The organism is Pelagibacterium sp. 26DY04 (genome assembly GCF_031202305.1).
Taxonomy (GTDB): Bacteria; Pseudomonadota; Alphaproteobacteria; order Rhizobiales; family Devosiaceae; genus Pelagibacterium.
Map to the genome: position 1 here is coordinate 2,785,032 of NZ_CP101731.1, position 17,526 is coordinate 2,802,557.

Consider the following 17,526-nt stretch of genomic DNA (forward strand, 5'->3'; position numbering starts at 1 on the left):
AGCGGCAGCAATGCCGCCGGCGTTGTGCGCAATGTTTGGCGACAGGCGCACACGCCGGTTTGGGGGCACTATAGAGCTATGATTGGAGCGGCCCGCGAAATCCGCTCGAATGAGGGATGTGCCATGTCTTACAAGCTGACGACGCAGAAGTTTGTCTCCATGACCGTTGCCGCCGCCACCGGCGCCGTCCTGTGCGGGCTTTTCACCATGGTCCTGTTCGTCACCGGCGCCCTGGCCGCCTGACTAAAAAGGGGCCTTACGGCCCCTTATCCAGCTATTGCGCGTTGGCGGCGGCCGCCGCCAACTGGGCGACATAATCCTCGATTCCCCAACGCAGCGAGAGCGCCGAGGGCGGGGACACCGCCGCCACCTCTTCTATCCCCACGATCGACGCATAGGCTCCGGCCTGGGTCTGGGGCAGGCGCGCTATATAGGGCGCCGAAAAGAAGGCATCGGAATCGGCCTCGTTCTCATAGTAGGAGACCAGGATGTCCGAGACCAGCGCGTCGGCGTTCTCGTAGCTCACCGAAAAATAGAAGCTCCCGTCGTCCGGCTCCAACGCCTCGAGGCTGGGCGCATAGACCAGCCCGAGATCGGTGAGAAATTTCACCCGTGAATCCAGTTCCGCATAGATCGCCAGCGATCCATCGAAATCGTTGAGGGCGATGAAGGTGGTGCCCGCCAGCCCCGGCTGGGCCGCCACGGCATCGGCCACGAACTGCTCGGTTTCGGCAATCAGCGCTTCGGCTTCCTCGGCCAGCCCGAGCGCCGCCCCGGTCATCTGTGTCACCTCCTGCCAGGGCGTGCTCCAGGCCACTTCGGGAAACGCGACGGTCGGCGCAATGGCGCTCAGCCGTTCATATTGCTCCTCGGTAATCCCTGAATGGGCCGCGATGATCACGTCCGGGGCAGCGGCCAGGATCTGTTCATAGGGCGGCTCGTCGTTTTCCGCCAGGATGGCGGGCAACTCCCCGCCCATCTCCTCGAGCACCTCTTCCGCCCAGGGATGGATGCCATTGTCCCCACCCCCGTAAGAGATGAATGGCATCGCCACCGGCTTTACCCCCAGCGCCAGCACCGCGTCGGTATTGCCCCAGGACCATGTCGCCACCCGCTCGGGCTTCTCGGTGATTGTCGTCTCCCCATAGGCATGCGCAATGGTGACGGGAAAGTCCTGCGCCAGCACCGGTCCGGCTGCGGTCACCGCCATCGCCAGGACCAGCATGGCATGGGCACCGATAGACATTGCCAAAACTCCTCTTGCCGGCAACACAAACATGAATACTAAAGTCATAATTTATTCGACGCTCGGCGCGCAAGAGGCCAAAGAAAAGGCCCGCGCTCTCGCACGGGCCTTCCGACAATCTGTTAGTCCTCGATCAGAACTCGGACCAGTCGTCCTTGAGCGCCGCATTGCCCTGCGAGAGGTAGGTCCGCGCCGTCCGTTGCGGCTTGGCAGGCTCGGCCACGGCTGTCGTCTCTCCACCGATGGTGAAGATTTCGACGATCCCGTCGAGTTCCCCCGCCTGCGCTTCGGTCTGCTCGATCGCGGCGTTGGTTTCCTCCACCAGCGCCGCATTGTGCTGGGTCATTTCATCCATCTGCTGGATGGCGGTCCGCACTTCCCCGATCGCCGTGGTCTGCTCGCGATTGGCTTCGGAAATCCCCTGCATCAAGACGCTGTTTTCCCTGACGGCCGCAAGGATGTCACCCAGCTTTGCCGCGGCTTCCGCCACCAGTTTCGAGCCGCCACCCACCTCGGTCGTGCTCTGTTCGATCAGGGCCTTGACCTCCGATGAAGCCTGCGCCGCGCTTTGGGCAAGGCGCCGCACTTCGATGGCCACCACGGCAAAGCCCTTGCCCGCCTCCCCGGCCCGCGCCGCTTCCACCGAAGCGTTGAGGGCCAGCAGATTGGTCTGGAAGGCGATGTCGTCGATCATGCCGATGATGTTGGAAATCTTGGCCGAAGAGGTGGTGATGCGCTCCATGGCGCTCGTCGCCTTTTCCATCACCACGCCGCCTTCATTGGCGAGATTGGCCGCCGACTGGCTCTTGTCAAAGGCGATCTCGGCCTTCTGCGCATTACCGCTCACCGTCGAGGTCAACTGCTCGATCGCCGCCGAGGTTTCCTCGATGGCCGCCGCCTGCCGCGTCGTGCGTTCGGACAGATCGTTGGCGCCCGCCAGGATCTCGCCCGTCGCCGTCTTGAGCGCGCGCGAGGTGGTCCTGAGCTTGCCCACGATCTCGGAGAGCTTTTCGGCCACCGCATTGGTATCGTCACGCAGCGCCGCGAAGGCGCCGCGATATTGCCCTTGCATGCGCTGGGTCAGATCGGTCCGCGCCAGCGCCGAAAGCACCTGCCCCGCTTCCCCGAGCCCGGCATTGACCGTATCGAGCATCGCATTGAAATTGGCCGCGACCCGGTCGATATCCTCGTCCCCGAAGGTCTCGGTGATGCGCTTGGTGAAATCCCCGGCCACGCACGCCGCGATCACTTCGTCGAACGCGGCCTGGAAGCGCTCCATCATCGCCGCCCGCGCCGCCGCCGTCCGCGCATTGATGGCCCGCTCGGCCTCCGCCGCTTCCATCGCCTGTCCATTGGCCCGGAACACCTGCAGCGCCTTGGCCATCTGCCCCAGCTCGTGCTCGCGATCCGCCCCCGAAATATCGAGGCTGAAATCGCCCTCGGCCAACCGCCGCATGAGCGCGGTCATCCCCGCGATCGCCCCGGACAGCCACCGCCCCATCAGGAACGCCACCGCCGCACCGGCGAGCACCGCCAGTCCGCTCAAGATCCCGATCACCATCATGCTGGTGGCCGCATCCTGGGTCGCTTTCGGCCCAAGCGTGTTCTGGCGCTCCGCGGCCCGCTCCGCCAGCGTATCGAAAACCGTCGCCATCTCCGGCGCCAGGGCGTCCAGTTGCTGCGCCGCCGCGATCTGCCCCGCGAAATTGCTGCTCTGCTGCGCTGCGATCAGCGCCTCGGCCGCCGCCTTGAACTCGACCGCCAGCGCTTCGACAGCACCGATCCCCTCCAGCGCCGCCTCGTCCCCGGCAAACAGCGCCAATCCCTCGGCATGATTGGTGGCGACGTCGTCGATCGTCGCCAGAAGCTCCTGTGCCGCCCCTTCGCTGGGATTGAGCCGGTAGGCCAGGCTCAACCGCTGCGCCTCGGCCAGATCGCGCGTGTATTGGCTGATCTCGAGCGTCTGCCGGGCGGCGAGCCTGTAGGATTCGAAAAGCCCCGAGACGTGGTTGACGCCATAGATCGCCGCCAGCCCGGAAAGGGCAAGAAGAACGAGCAACGCCCCGAAGGCGCCATAGACCCTGAAGGCAACGCTTAGTTTTTCAAACATTCTGTTCAAGCCTTTTCGCTGTTGCAGGCGCCGGACGGCGTTCTGCCGTCCCGATGACTTCCTGTTTGGCTTTCGAACTTCGGGGAAAGGACGCTGATCTGTCCTCCGAAAAATCTCCGCCAGCCTACGCGCCGCCATGCCTTCGGCGCCAGGCAAGGCCGGACTGTAGGTGAGCAATGATTAAAATAATTTCACTGCTGCTTCTGGCTGAACCGCCCATTCAGCCCCCGTTCAGCGGCACAATTGTTTTCTTGCCTCATACGAATACGTCATCGGCTGAAACCATTTCCGGTCTGCGGCCGTTACCAACAGCAAGGACGCTCCAATTTGAGGGCGTCAAAAAACAAAGACTTCGAGCCAAGCGCTCGAATACAGGCGACAAACACTGGAGACTGAAATGGTCCGCACACTTATTCAGATGAGCATCGGCACCGCCGCGGGCGCCGTCATGGTCACCATGATGGTGACGGTCATGGCCTTCACCGGCGCATTTGCCTGATCGGCAAGACATTTCCAAAGCCGACAAAGCCCCGCCGACCCTCCCCGGCGGGGCTTTCGTTTGCCTTGCCCCTCCACGCCCTCTCCCATAAAAGCCATCATGGAAAAGGGGGACGGCCTGTCATGAACACCACGATCGAAGCGACATTGGTCACCGCCGGCGCGGGCGCCTATCAACGCCGCCTGCTCGGCATCTTCGGCTTCGTGTGGGCGGCCGACGCCATGCAGGTTCTGGCGGTAGGTTTCACGGTGGCATCCATCGCGCAGACCTTCGGCCTGTCGGTCCCCGAGGCGCTGCAAACCGGCACCGTGTTCTTTCTCGGCATGCTGATCGGCGCCACCGTGTTCGGCCGACTTGCCGACCGTTTCGGCCGGCGCCGCGTGCTTCTCCTCACCGTCGCATGCGATGCGGTTTTCGGCCTGCTCTCGGCCTTCGCCCCGTCCTTCGGCGTCCTTCTGGTCCTGCGCTTTCTCACCGGGGCCGCCGTCGGCGGAACGCTGCCGGTCGATTACGCCATGATGGCCGAATTCCTCCCCGCCAAAAACCGCGGCCGCTGGCTGGTGATCCTTGAAGGCTTCTGGGCCGTCGGCACCGTCGCCATCGCGCTTGCGGCGTGGGTCATCAGCCTCAATGGCGTCGCCGACGCCTGGCGCTGGCTTTTCGCCTTTACCGCACTTCCGGCGCTGATCGGCATTTTCCTGCGTTGGTGGGTGCCCGAATCCCCAATGTTTCTCATAAGGACCGGCCGTGCCGATCAGGCGAAATCAGTCCTGAACAAGGTTCTGCGCACCAACGGCAAGCCCGAGCTTCCGCCGCAAGCCGCCCTGCGCCTTCCCGCGACGCCCAGGGCCGGCAGCATCTTTGCCCCTGCCCTGCGCCGGCGCACTGTCGCGGTGCTGCTGGTCTGGTTCTTCGTTTCGATTTCCTATTACGGCGTCTTCACCTGGATGCCCGCCCGGCTGGCCGGTGAAGGCTTCGGTTTCGTGCGCGGCTATGGCTTTCTCGTCATCGTTGCCCTCGCCCAGCTTCCCGGCTATGCGCTCGCCGCCTATGGCGTCGAAGCCTGGGGCCGCAAGCCGACCCTCATCGCCTTTCTTCTGCTCAGCGCCCTTGGCTGCTCGTTGTTCGTGATCGCCGCCGAGGCCTGGCTGATCGGAACCTCGATCCTTTTGATGAGCTTTGCCCTTCTGGGAACCTGGGGCGCGCTCTATGCCTTCACCCCCGAGCTCTATCCCACCGAACGCCGCGCCACCGGCATGGGCGCCGCCAGCGCCATGGCCCGCCTCGGCGGTCTCCTGGCCCCGTCGCTGATGGCCCTGGTTGTCACCCAGAGCTTTTCGGCCGCCATCGCCCTGTTCGCCCTTTTCCTGATCCTGGGCGCCGCAACCGCGTGGTTCATCGACACCGAAACGCGGCAGACCGTCCTGAGCTGACCATCCTCCTGACTCCCCCTGTCAGCAGCCCCCGTTCCCATTGTGTTCCCGAGATGCTATTGAACTTAACCGACTCCGGAACGATATGGCTTTCCCATGACCTCCGAAAAGAAGACCCCCGCCGGCCGGCCCGGAAAAGCTGACTTTTCCATCGACGATTTCATCAAGGAAATCGAAAAGGCCGAGGACGCCGCCGCCTCGAAGCCCCTCTATGCCGAGCGCATGCGCAACAAGCGCCGCCTCGACCGCGAGGACGCTGCCGCCGCCGAGAAGAAAGCCGCCAAAGGCCAGCCCGTCCGGCGCGAGGACAAAAAAGGTCGCTCCGAAGCCACCGGCATGAGCCTCAAGGCGCCGAAATCCAAGGCCAACTCCGTCGAGCGCCCGACCAATCTCGACGGTTTCGCCGAAGCGCCCCAGGCCGGCTTCCACTCCCCCGCCACGGTGCAATCCACCGCCTCGGGCGTCTCGGCCACGGTCGCCGCGCTGGAAAAGATCATCGCCGAGGGTCGCAAGGAGGTCGAGGGCACCAACGCCTGGAAGCCCCACCGCCCCGCGCGTCCCCTGAAGGACAAGGGCGGCATCCCCTTCCGCCTCGCGACCGACTACACCCCCTCCGGCGATCAGCCCACGGCCATCGCCGAGCTTGTCGAGGGCATCGAAAACGGCGAGACCGACCAGGTCCTGCTCGGCGTCACCGGCTCGGGCAAGACCTTCACCGCCGCCCAGGTGATCGCCCGCACCGGCCGCCCGGCGCTAATCCTGGCCCCCAACAAGACGCTGGCCGCCCAGCTCTATGGCGAGTTCAAGAACTTCTTCCCCGACAACGCGGTCGAATACTTCGTCTCCTATTACGACTACTACCAGCCCGAGGCCTACGTCCCGCGCACCGACACCTATATCGAAAAGGAATCCACCATCAACGAGCAGATCGACCGGATGCGCCACTCGGCCACCCGCGCGATCCTCGAGCGCGACGACGTGATCATCGTCGCCTCGGTGTCCTGCATCTACGGCATCGGCTCGGTGGAAGACTACACCACCATGACCATCTGGCTCGAAAAGGGCCAGCGCATCAATCAGCGCGAATTGCTCAACGAGCTCGTCGCCCTGCAATACAAGCGCGGCGACATGGGCTTCGTGCGCGGCACGTTCCGCGTGCGTGGGGATACCATCGAAGTGTTCCCCGCCCACTATGACGACACCGCCTGGCGCATCACCATGTTCGGCGACGAGATCGAGCATATCGTCGAGTTCGACCCCCTCACCGGCAAGAAATCGGTCGAGCTCAACGCCGTCCGCGTCTTCGCCAACAGCCACCACGTCACCACCCGCACCACGATGAACGCGGCCATCAAGGAGATCAAGAAGGAGCTCCAGGCCCGCCTGCAGGAACTCAACGGCATGGGCCGGTTCCTGGAGGCCCAGCGCCTCGAACAGCGCACCCTGTTCGATCTCGAGATGATGGAAGCCACCGGCTCGTGCGCCGGCATCGAGAACTATTCGCGCTACTTCTCGGGCCGCAAGCCCGGCGAGCCGCCCCCCACGCTCTTCGAATACCTCCCCGACAACGCGCTGGTGTTCGTGGATGAATCCCACGTCACCATCGGTCAGCTCGGCGCCATGTATCGCGGCGACCTGCGCCGCAAGGCGACGCTGGCCGAATACGGCTTCCGCCTGCCCTCCTGCATGGACAACCGCCCCCTGCGCTTCGAGGAATGGAACGCCATGCGCCCGCAGACGGTCTATGTCTCGGCCACCCCCGGCGCCTGGGAAATGGACCAGACCGGCGGCGTCTTCGCCGAACAGGTCATCCGCCCCACCGGGCTGACCGACCCCGTCGTCGAAGTGCGCCCCGCCACCAACCAGGTGGACGACGTGGTGGACGAAATCCGCCAGACCACCGACAAGGGCTACCGCACCCTGGTCACCGTCCTCACCAAGAAGATGGCCGAGGACCTGACCGAATATCTGCACGAACAGGGCATCCGCGTGCGCTACATGCATTCGGACATCGACACCATCGAGCGCATCGAGATCATCCGCGATCTGCGCCTTGGCAATTTCGACGTCCTGGTCGGCATCAACCTGTTGCGCGAAGGCCTCGACATCCCCGAATGCGGCCTCGTCGCCATCCTCGATGCCGACAAGGAAGGCTTCCTGCGCTCGGAAACCTCACTGATCCAAACCATCGGCCGCGCCGCCCGCAACGTCGACGGCAAGGTGATCCTCTACGCCGACACCATCACCGGTTCGATGGAACGCGCCCTGGCCGAAACCAACCGCCGCCGCGAAAAGCAATTGGCCTACAACGAGGCCCACGGCATCACCCCCCAATCGGTCAAGGCGCGGATCAACGACATCGTGGACAGCGTTTATGAACGCGACCACGTCTCGGTAAAGATCCGCCCGGGCAAGGACGGCAAGGACACTGTCCCCGTCGGCGCCAACCTCGCCGCTGTGATCAAGGACCTCGAACAGCAGATGCGCGAGGCAGCGACGAATCTGGAATTCGAACAGGCGGCAAGGTTGCGCGATGAAATCAAGAAGCTGCGGGATATGGAGATGGATACGCTGGAGGGGCCCGGGGGGTAACGCCCACACCGCCCGCCCCCGCTCGCTCCCTCTCGATCGTCGCCCGCGGGCTTGACCCGCGGGTCTTTCTCATTGTGCCTTCGCCACTATCCCTGAAACAAAAAACTCAGGCTATAGGTATGCGCATAAACATCGCCGACACTCCGCGAGCTGCGCTCTTCTTCCTTCCCAATGTCCATCTGTGAGCGGTATCAACAGACAATTGCGCCTGTATCTTGCTCAGCCTTCAATCAGACGGCAAATTCGGATGAATGATTGGGGGAAAGCCGTGGATAATATCAGATTTTCGTCGGTGCGGTTTAATGGGTATAAAGCGTTGGCCGCGTACTCGGTTCGACTATCCCACATGAACATATTGGTGGGGGCGAATAACAATGGCAAATCTACAATCGTAGGCGCATTCCGTGTCCTCTCCCAAGGGCTCCGCCAAATGCGCTCAAAAAAGGCTACATCGATACTTAGCCCAGCCGGGCACGTGCCGGGGTGGCGTATTCCGGACGATGCCTTGCCAATATCATCTGAGAACATCCATACCAATTATGAAGATATTTCCACAACTGTTGAGTTTCGCGCCTCTGGAAACTTGACTTTAACCCTGTTTTTCCCCCCAGAGGGGGATTGTTACATATTTGGACTGCGAGACGGCCACTATCTACGCAATCCGCAAGAGGTAAAAAGCTTGGACTGGATGTTCGAGTTGTGCCGGTTCTAGGTCCCCTAGAGCACCGCGAGCCAAAGGTTTCTGAGGAAACCGTCAGGAAGAACCTTCTTACCACGAGGGCATCCCGAAATTTCCGAAATTACTGGCTTCGGAACAACGAAGGGTTCGATGATTTCGCGGACCTAGTGAAAAAAGATCTGGCCAGGAATGGAGATTAGCCCACCTGAAGAAATAGACGACATCGTGGCAATGTTCTGCAAAGAGCATAGAATGGACAGAGAGTTATATTGGTCCGGGTTTGGGTTTCAGATTTGGCTCCAGCTTCTCACGCATATTGTTTGATCTGGAGACGCATCTATACTTATTGTTGACGAACCTGAGCTTTATCTTCATCCAGATGTTCAAAGGAAGCTACTTTCAATTCTCAGAGAGGTCGGGCCGGATATTGTTATTGCCACGCATTCTACAGAAATAATGAGCGAGGCCGATCCCTCGGAAATTCTCGTCGTCGAGAAGTCCAAGAAGCATGCTGAGCGATTAAGAGATGTCGAAGGTGTGCAGACCGCCCTCGTTTCCGTCGGGTCAGTTCAAAACATCACCCTAACTAGGCTTGCCCAGAACAGACGCGTTCTGTTTGCCGAGGGAGATACCGATTTTCGATTGATACGGCGCTTCGCTCGCGCCTTGGGTTATCAAGCCATTGCGTCCGGTACAGCATTTACAACACTAGAGTCTGGCGGTTTCTCAGGTTGGCACAAGGTCCGCGGCCTAGCAGCCTCTTTTCAAGAGGCACTTGGCTTCGATCTAAGAATTGGAGCAATTTTTGATCGCGACTACTGGTGCGATGAAGAAGTCGCATACGTAGAAACTGAGCTGTCAAAACATATTGGCTACTGGCACATCCATTCTTGCAAGGAAATCGAGAATTATTTGCTCGTTCCTGCGGCGGTCCAACGCGCACTTCTTTCCTCAATACGGGACAAAGACTCACGCTACGGCACAAGCACCAATATTGATCTATCGGCAGAAGAAATTTTTCGCGACGTAACCGACCCGCTGCAGAACAAACTACGAGCTCAGTTCATAGCCAAGCGCCAGGAATTTTTTAAGAAAACGTCCAAAAATCCTGCGACGTTGGCTGAAGAGGCGAGCCAATTGTTTGATACCAAATGGTTCGATATGAATCAGAGATATAAGATAGTCCCCGGCAAAAAAGTTCTTGCTGATGTGCGGACCGTCATTTCGGACAGGTACGGCGTCAGCCTTACTGATCATAGGATCGTGTCATCGTTCCAAAAAGTTGAGTTTCCTAAAGAAATGGTAGAGCTTCTAGAGAAGTTGGAGGCGTTTAGACTCTCATAGAACGACTATTCGACACGCTGGAGACGACGGCCGATCATATCTTATCCCCACTCCTCCAACGCCTTTTATCTTTCCTGTCATCCATGCGCCGGCACACGGAGGTTCGCGCCTCAATGTGCCGGAACATAAGTCGACAAGGAGCAACCCATGTCCCGCCAACGCAAATCCACTCACGCCCCTGCACAACCCGTTGAGGCCCACGCCGCCTACGCAGCCCTAACCGCCCGCCTCACCGCCTTCCAAACCGAAATCTCCGCCCAGGCCAAATCCCGCGCCGCCCATGAGGCTCCGATTGCCACGCGCGCCATGGCCGCCGATCTCATCGCGCAGATGTCGCGCTTGATGCACCGCGCCACCGAGGCGCGCGGCCTGCCGCAGCTTCCCACCGACCGCCCCGTCACTCTCTCCGAACTCTCTATCGCCTTCGCCCAGACCCATCACGCCTTTGATGCCTTCGGCAAGCGTATGGGCTATGACCAGCCCGTTGCCGATGCCGAAAGCGAGCGTCGAACCACCGAACTGCGCAATGACCTGGTGCGCATGATGAACGTCAGGATCATCATGGGCATCCGGACGGGCTATCTCGTTCCCAGCGGCAATCAATACGATGACGAAAAAGGCGAACTGTGCCAGCAATTCGAGGCGATCGTCGATCGTCTCGAACTTATCGTCAAAGAAGAAGCCCTGCCCGATCCCAACGAGAAGTGGTTCTAGGCTCTCAAACGCCATGACCGCGAGCAGAGGTATGCGCTCCGTTTTCGGTTCTTATTGCCACACCGCCCCGTCCACCGCGTCATCCCGGACTTGATCCGGGATCCAGTACACTCAGTGATTGGGATTGAGCCGCACCGCTGCCGTTTACTGGATCCCGGCTCGAGGCCGGGATGACAGTGAGTGTTTGAGGCAACGCGCTGCTCCCTCTCCAGCTTGTCATTGCGGGATTCATTCCCGGAATCCAGTTCCCGCCTCTCCGCAAACACCCGCACGAGAAAAACTTATCCCCGCCCTCACCGCTTCCCCCATACTCCTCCTCACGACCTCGCGCCGGACGCATGCGCAACGAACGTGTGGCGGGGTTGGATCGGGTCCGATGGGAGTCGTCCCAGCGGAGGCCCAAAGCGGACAGATGGCCGGATGTGGATAACAGGTGTGGGCGGGGCCAAAAGCTCCAATCACTCCCACATCGCACCGGGGAAACCCGGAGGGGCAGCGAGAGGGCGGCCGGGAGGTTGGCAGAAAAAGTGGTTCCCACTTTTTCGGTTCGACCAACCGACCCACTAAAACCTCTCAACAACCCCCAGCCCGAGAAGCCGCCATAAGCCAAAAACCCCGGTCGCGTGGGGCGATGACCGCTTCATATACATAAAACCATGCGGAGCGCTCATCGCCCCATGCCGTCCAATCACCCTCCGAGGCCCCCGGCCATCGGATGCTTCAGCGCGCCTTGTGTCTCCAGCCGCGCCGCACACTTAACCCTCGCCCCTCCGGGGAGAGGGTGGCCGGCAGGCGGGTGAGGGCCACGGCGCTGGAGGTGGTTCCACACGCAACCGCTCTGCCCTGCCAACCGTTTCCCTCCCGAACCCCAAACCCCGGAGACGACATATGACCACGGAACACGCCGACCGCCTCTCCCCCGCCGAGACCGAGGACAAGATCTGGAAGCTCGCCGGCGATATCCGCATCTGCATGCTCACCACCTGGTCGGGCTCCGAGCAGCATTCGCGCCCGCTCGCGGCCACCCTCGATCGCGACGCGCACGCCGTCTATTTCCTCGTCGATCAATCCGGCCACAAGAACGATGAGATCGCGCGGTTCCCCGAAGTCTCCTGCGCCTTCGTGGACAAGGGCGCCAACAATTACGTGGTGATCGCCGGCGAGGCCACCGTCACCAACGACCGCGCCAAGATCAAGGACATCTGGAACGATTTCGCCAAGGCCTGGTGGGAAGACGAGAACGATCCCTCCATCCGCCTCCTGACCGTAAAACCCTCGCGCGGCGAACTATGGGACGGCCCCAACGGCCCCGTCGCCATGGCCAAACTCGCCTTCGCCGCCGCCACCGGCAAGGGCCCGGACATGGGCGAATCCGGCAAGACGCGGATGTGAGGGGAATAATGCTGGCGACCAACCGTTATGGAAACGCATGATGAGGTGGAAACCGTCCGAATGGACGAGCGAAGCGAGGACCCCGCGCGACGTTTCGCGCGCCCCGTCGGAGGGTGAGAAGCGGTTCGGCGCAGCCGAAGTTAAAGCTCCGGTGGAGCTTTGACAGCGACGAACGCCGGGAGCGCTATGCGCGACGGCCGGGCAACGCGCGGTATAGCGCGGTCCTGGCGCGGCATGCTGCGAACGGTGCGGCCCGTGAGACAAAATAAACACCTCATTCAGCGTGGGTTCAGGTGGCAAATCGTTAAATGCGTCCCAAGGCAGGCGAAAACCTGCCAGCTAACTCGATGGGAGAAGTCGAAATGGCTCTTGGAAAAACTGCAATAAAGGGCGGCCTCGCCGCCTTGATGGTCGCGGCGATGTCTGCCGGCGCATTCGCCTGGGAAGCCGTCGCGACGACCTCCGTCAACGTGCGCTCCGGCCCCGGCACCAATTTCCGCGTGGTCGAAGTGCTCCAGCGCGGTGAAGTGGTCGATGTGGAATACTGCCGTTCCGGCTGGTGTTTCCTCGATCTGGGCTGGAACGGCAATGGCTGGACCTCTCAGCGCTACCTCGCCGAGGCTGGCGGCTGGCGTCCGAACCCGCCGCGCCCGCAGCCCCCGCACTGGGTCAACCCGCCCCGTCCGCCGCACTGGGGCAACTACCCGCGGCCTCCGCATTGGGGTCACCCGCGCCCGCCCCATTGGGACGACGATGATTGGCGTCCCCGGCCTCCGGGCAACAGCGAGGTGTGCTTCAACGGTCCCAACGGCTATTTCTGCATCGGCGACAGTTAAGCAAAAACCGATACGGTCGGAGCGTTTTTTCGCTCCGGCCGCATTGTCTTGCCACCACCTCGACACAATATGCTAGCCACTCAATCTTGTCCGAGGGCCTGCATATGAAATCCTACGTCAAGCTTTCCTCCGGTCTCATGCTCGCCGGCATCGGCTCGGTGGCCCTCGAACGCGCCATTGCTTCGGGCATGTCCTCTTCCGGCATGCACCTGCCCGCCGGCTCCGGCTGGGTCCTCTCGATCCTCGCCCTCGCCCCTCTCGCCCTCATTTCTGCCGGCGTGCTCGTTTACCTGGGCGGTGCCGTCCTGGGCCTCAAATGAGCCTGCAACGCTGGGGCTTGGCCTTCCTTCAGCTTGGAGCCCTGCTCCTGGCGATCGGCCTGCTGCCTGCGGCATTCATGGCGATCTTCCTGCCATCGACGCCCGCGCTGATCCCCGCGCTGTTGAGTGTCTCGGTCGCCCCGCCCGGCGCCGTCTGCTTTACCGCCGGCCTTCTGATCTGGGGGATTGGCCTGGTGCGGCGGTAGCGCTCCCCCGCATCAGCGGGCGCTTGACCGCAAGCTGGCGCTCGCGCCACATCACCACCAGCCCCGCCGCCACGATCACCAGCGCCCCCGCCAGCGCAAACCCGTCGATCATCGTCCCGAACACCAAAAACCCCAGCGTGATCGCCCAGGGCAGCGAGAAATAGTTGAACGGCTGCAGCACGCTCGCCGGCGCATAGCGCAGCGACACCATCACCAGCCCGTGCCCCCCGCACATCGTCAGGCACAGCACCGCCATCAGCCACCAATCCCCCACCGCCATCGGCCGCCAGAAAAACACCCCCACCGCACTCGTCAGCACCAGCCCCACCACCGCGACGTAGAACAGCGATGTCGTCGTCGTATCGAGCTGGCTCACCTTCCGCGTCAGAACCAGGTACAGCGCATAGAACGCCGAACTGAGCAGCGCATAGATCACCCCGATCTCGACGGTGATGAACCCCGGCCGGATGATCAGCATAGCCCCCAGAAACCCCGCCACCACGGCCGTCATCCGAAACACCCCCACCCGCTCCCCGAGCAGCGGAATGGCAAACACCGTCACCAGCAGCGGATAGACCATATTGATCGCCCCGATATCTCCCAGCGGCACCGTCTTCAGCGCTTCGGCGAAAAACCAGATATCGACGACCAGCAGCACCCCCCGGGCGATCTGCCAGCCCACCGCACGCGACACGAAGGCCCGCTTGAGATTCGAATTGCGCATCACCAGCCACACGGCCAGCGCAAAAAATGCCCAATAGCGGATCATCACCACCTGGAACGGCGAATACGTCGCCACCAGAATTTTGGACGCGACGTCCTGCACGCCAAAGATCAGCGTGGCCGCCAGAAGGAAGGCTACGCCCTTGGCAACACTGGCCGTCGGCCCGGCTTGGCTCGAGGAGGGCTGGGACGACATGCGGCCTGCACCGAAGTAAAGCGAAAAACAAGTGGCCCAGACGCAACCGTCCGGGCCAGCCCAAAAAGTTCGTTGCGAATCTTAGCTTGCCGTGGCCTTTTTCACGGCTCCGGCGATGGCCGTCAGAATACCGCCACCGACGAGGCCCGAAACGCCCTGACCCACCAACGCGCCGGCTTCAAGCCCGCCCGCACCGGAGAGCATTTCAGCCAGTCCCGGGATGAGCGTAGCCAACCAGGTTCCCGCCACACCGCCGATTGCACCCGCGATGGTGTTGCCCGTGGTGCCCAGGCTCATATTCTTGGCCGCTGCACCAATTCCGTTACCGCCGATGGCTCCTGCCACCAGTTGGATGATGATAGAGACGATTGCTTCCATGATATCCCCTCTCGCAATCAAGGTGCTAGATTGCACCTCCCCACACAGTGAGCCTACTCCAATCTTTGATTCGCTGTAAGCACACGGAATTTGGTCGATAGGCGGGGCCATTGCGTTGCCGGCCGGTTCTGCCTATCTCGGAGAATGATGAACACCGATGACCGTTATCGGAACGGAAACGACCACATGCCCGCCGCGCTGATTACCGGAGCCGCCGACCGGATCGGCGCCGCCATTGCCACGCGCCTGGCCGCGGAGGGATATGCCGTCGTCATCCACTACCGTTCCTCCGGCGAAAAGGCCGAGCGCCTGGCAGATGCAATTGGTGCCGATGGCGGACGCGCAGCAATCGTCCGCGCCGATCTTGCCCGGCGCGAGGACCGCATGGGCCTGATCTCCGCCGCAGCCGAGCCCTTCGGCCCGCTCAGCCTGCTCGTCAACAACGCCTCGGTCTTCGAGCCCGACAGTGCAGATACGCTGCACGAAGACCTCTGGGACCTGCACATGGCCATCCACGCCGAAGCCCCGGTTTTCCTCGCCCGCGACTTCGCCGCTCAGCTCGCCGATGGCGCGCAGGGCAACATCGTCAACATCATCGACGAGCGCGTCCTTTCGCTTTCGCCCGATTACTTCTCCTATACGCTCTCGAAATCCCTGCTCTGGACGGCCACCCGCACTCTCGCCCAGTCCTTGGCGCCGCGCATCCGTGTGAACGCCCTTGGTCCCGGCCCCACCCTCGCCAATTCGCGCCAATCCGAGGCCGAGTTCAAAGCCTCGCGCCAGCGCTTGCCGCTGCAAACCGGCGCCGATCCCGACGAGATCGCCAAGGGCGTGATCGCTATTCTGAACCTCCCCTCGATGACCGGTCAGATGCTGGCGCTCGACGGCGGCGAACACCTCGAATGGAGCGACCGCAACGCTCCCACCCCGCGACAGCAATGACCGACACCGACCTCACCGGCCCCGAAATCATCAAGCGCTTCGTCAAGACCCTGCCCACCGGCGCAGGCGTCTATCGCATGCTCGATGAAAAGGGCGACGTCATTTATGTGGGCAAGGCGCGCAACCTCAAGGCCCGGGTCACCAACTACACCCGCTACGAAGGCAACTCGGTCCGCATCAACAAGATGATCTCCTCCACGCGCTCGATGGAGTTCGTGCGCACCGAGACCGAGGCCGCCGCGCTTCTGCTCGAAGCCAACATGATCAAGCGTCTGCGCCCGCGCTTCAACGTGCTGCTGCGCGACGATAAGACGTTTCCCTACATCTTGATCACCACCGATCATGAGGCGCCCGAGCTCACCAAGCATCGCGGCACCCGCCGCCGCAAAGGTCATTATTTCGGCCCCTTCGCCTCGGCGGTCGCCGTCAGCCGCACCATCACCGCGCTGCAGAAAGCCTTCCTCCTGCGCAATTGCTCGGACAGCTTTTATGCTGGCCGCACCCGCCCCTGCCTGCAACACCAGATCAAGCGCTGCGCCGCCCCCTGCACCGGGGTGATCTCCATTCCGGACTACAACGCGCTGGTCAATGAGGCCCGCGATTTCCTCTCGGGCAAAACCAAGGCGGTTCAGGACCATCTGCAAGCCGAGATGAACCAGGCCGCCGAAGCGCTCGATTTCGAGCGCGCAGCCATGCTGCGCGATCGCCTCAGCGCCCTCGCCCTCGTCCAGGGTACCGGCGGCATGAACGCCCAGAGCGTCGCCGAGGCCGACGTCTTTGCCATCCACAACGAGGCGGGCAATTTCTGCGTGCAGGTGTTCTTCTATCGTGCGCACCAGAACTGGGGCAATTACGCCTTCTATCCGCGCGCCGACGAGGCGATCGGCAATGCCGAAGTGCTCGAAGCCTTCGTCGCTCAGTTTTACGAAAACCGAACCCCGCCCAGGCTCGTCCTCCTCTGCGAGGAGTTGGCGGAAGCCGACGTGCTGCGCGAGGCGCTCTCGACCCGTGCCGAGCGCGCCGTCAAGATCGAGACGCCGCGCCGCGGCGAAAAGCGCGCGCTTGTCGAGCACGCGCTGACCAATGCCCGCGAGGCTTTGGGCCGGCATCTCTCGGATTCCGCCAGCCAGCGCAAGCTGCTCGAAGCCATGGCCGATACCTTTGGCCTTGACGAAACGCCCCGCCGCATCGAGGTCTATGACAACTCCCATATCCAGGGCACCAACGCCGTGGGCGCCATGATCGTCGCAGGGGTCGAGGGCCTGTCGAAAAAGCATTACCGCACGTTCAATATCAAAAACAAAGAGCTCACCCCCGGCGATGATTTCGGCATGATGCGCGAGGTTCTGACCCGCCGCTTTACGCGCCTCGCCGCCGAAAGCGATCCCGAGGCCGAGGATGACACAACGGGCATGCCGGATTGGCCCGATGTGCTCTTGATCGATGGCGGCGCCGGCCAGACCAATGCCGTCAAGGCGGTGCTGGCCGAAATGAACCTGCCACGCGATGTCACCGTCATCGGCATCGCCAAGGGCGAGGAACGCAATGCCGGGCGCGAGACTTTCTTCATGGAAGGGCGTGAGCCTTTCATGCTGCCGGCGCGCGATCCGGTGCTCTACTATGTCCAACGCCTGCGCGACGAAGCCCACCGCTTCGCCATCGGCACCCACCGCGCGCGGCGCAAGAAGGAGATGGTGAAAAACCCGCTCGACGAGATCGAAGGCATTGGCCCCACCCGCAAGCGCGCGCTGCTCAACCATTTCGGCTCCGCCAAGGCCGTCTCGCGTGCCTCGGTCGCCGACCTCGCCAATCTCCCCGGCATCTCGACCGCCATGGCGCAATTGATCTACGATCACTTCAACCAGAGATGAGTAGGAACCTTATACTTCAGCGTTTCCCCTTTACCCTTCTCCCCT

The 17,526-nt window shown here is 62.1% G+C and carries 14 protein-coding genes and 1 pseudogene; 11 read left to right on the forward strand and 4 right to left on the reverse strand.

The window, feature by feature from the left end; genetic code table 11:
* Positions 1–274: 274 nt before the first annotated feature.
* Positions 275–1,246, reverse strand: coding sequence for an ABC transporter substrate-binding protein (locus tag NO932_RS13800; RefSeq protein WP_309207871.1), 972 nt, complete (start codon positions 1,244–1,246; stop codon positions 275–277).
* 133 nt (positions 1,247–1,379) lie between these two features.
* The gene (locus NO932_RS13805; protein WP_309207872.1) at positions 1,380–3,356 is read right to left on the reverse strand and encodes a methyl-accepting chemotaxis protein; all 1,977 of its coding nucleotides are present in this window, start codon (positions 3,354–3,356) and stop codon (positions 1,380–1,382) included.
* Between the two features lie 621 nt (positions 3,357–3,977).
* Between NO932_RS13805 and NO932_RS13810 the strand changes: the two genes are divergently transcribed.
* From NO932_RS13810 to NO932_RS13845, 9 genes and pseudogenes are all read left to right on the forward strand, one after another.
* The gene (locus tag NO932_RS13810; protein WP_309207873.1) at positions 3,978–5,288 is read left to right on the forward strand and encodes an MFS transporter; all 1,311 of its coding nucleotides are present in this window, start codon (positions 3,978–3,980) and stop codon (positions 5,286–5,288) included.
* A 96-nt stretch (positions 5,289–5,384) separates the two neighbouring features.
* Positions 5,385–7,880 carry an excinuclease ABC subunit UvrB gene (gene uvrB, locus NO932_RS13815; RefSeq protein ID WP_309207874.1) on the forward strand — a complete coding sequence of 832 codons (2,496 nt, stop codon included), beginning with the start codon at positions 5,385–5,387 and terminating at the stop codon, positions 7,878–7,880.
* A 1,024-nt stretch (positions 7,881–8,904) separates the two neighbouring features.
* Positions 8,905–8,961, forward strand: a pseudogene (locus NO932_RS19380) (hypothetical protein); the annotation flags it as partial.
* Positions 8,962–9,015: 54 nt separating this feature from the next.
* Positions 9,016–9,903 carry a hypothetical protein gene (locus tag NO932_RS13820; protein ID WP_309207875.1) on the forward strand — a complete coding sequence of 296 codons (888 nt, stop codon included), beginning with the start codon at positions 9,016–9,018 and terminating at the stop codon, positions 9,901–9,903.
* Between the two features lie 147 nt (positions 9,904–10,050).
* Entirely contained in the window at positions 10,051–10,617 is a 567-nt protein-coding gene (locus tag NO932_RS13825; RefSeq protein WP_309207876.1) for a hypothetical protein, read from the forward strand.
* 888 nt (positions 10,618–11,505) lie between these two features.
* Positions 11,506–12,009, forward strand: coding sequence for a pyridoxamine 5'-phosphate oxidase family protein (locus NO932_RS13830; protein ID WP_309207877.1), 504 nt, complete (start codon positions 11,506–11,508; stop codon positions 12,007–12,009).
* A 362-nt stretch (positions 12,010–12,371) separates the two neighbouring features.
* Positions 12,372–12,845 carry an SH3 domain-containing protein gene (locus NO932_RS13835; protein ID WP_309207878.1) on the forward strand — a complete coding sequence of 158 codons (474 nt, stop codon included), beginning with the start codon at positions 12,372–12,374 and terminating at the stop codon, positions 12,843–12,845.
* 104 nt (positions 12,846–12,949) lie between these two features.
* Positions 12,950–13,165 carry a hypothetical protein gene (locus NO932_RS13840; RefSeq protein WP_309207879.1) on the forward strand — a complete coding sequence of 72 codons (216 nt, stop codon included), beginning with the start codon at positions 12,950–12,952 and terminating at the stop codon, positions 13,163–13,165.
* Positions 13,162–13,371, forward strand: coding sequence for a hypothetical protein (locus tag NO932_RS13845; RefSeq protein WP_309160400.1), 210 nt, complete (start codon positions 13,162–13,164; stop codon positions 13,369–13,371). Before NO932_RS13840 ends, NO932_RS13845 begins: the two co-directional genes overlap by 4 nt.
* Here the strand turns inward: NO932_RS13845 and NO932_RS13850 are convergent.
* Together NO932_RS13850 and NO932_RS13855 are read right to left on the reverse strand one after the other, a co-directional pair.
* Positions 13,325–14,290 (reverse strand): DMT family transporter, encoded by a 966-nt coding sequence (locus NO932_RS13850; protein WP_309207880.1) that lies wholly within the window; start codon positions 14,288–14,290, stop codon positions 13,325–13,327. The two genes, NO932_RS13845 and NO932_RS13850, sit on opposite strands and share 47 nt — an antisense overlap.
* Positions 14,291–14,371: 81 nt before the next feature.
* Positions 14,372–14,668 carry a hypothetical protein gene (locus NO932_RS13855; RefSeq protein WP_309160398.1) on the reverse strand — a complete coding sequence of 99 codons (297 nt, stop codon included), beginning with the start codon at positions 14,666–14,668 and terminating at the stop codon, positions 14,372–14,374.
* Between the two features lie 186 nt (positions 14,669–14,854).
* On the opposite strand from NO932_RS13855, the gene NO932_RS13860 reads away from it, so the two are divergent.
* Both NO932_RS13860 and uvrC read left to right on the forward strand, forming a co-directional pair.
* A complete protein-coding gene (locus NO932_RS13860; protein WP_309207881.1) occupies positions 14,855–15,610 on the forward strand; it encodes an SDR family oxidoreductase in 756 nt (251 codons plus the stop codon).
* The gene (gene uvrC, locus NO932_RS13865; RefSeq protein ID WP_309207882.1) at positions 15,571–17,481 is read left to right on the forward strand and encodes an excinuclease ABC subunit UvrC; all 1,911 of its coding nucleotides are present in this window, start codon (positions 15,571–15,573) and stop codon (positions 17,479–17,481) included. The genes NO932_RS13860 and uvrC overlap by 40 nt, the downstream gene beginning before the upstream one ends.
* Positions 17,482–17,526 lie beyond the last annotated feature (45 nt).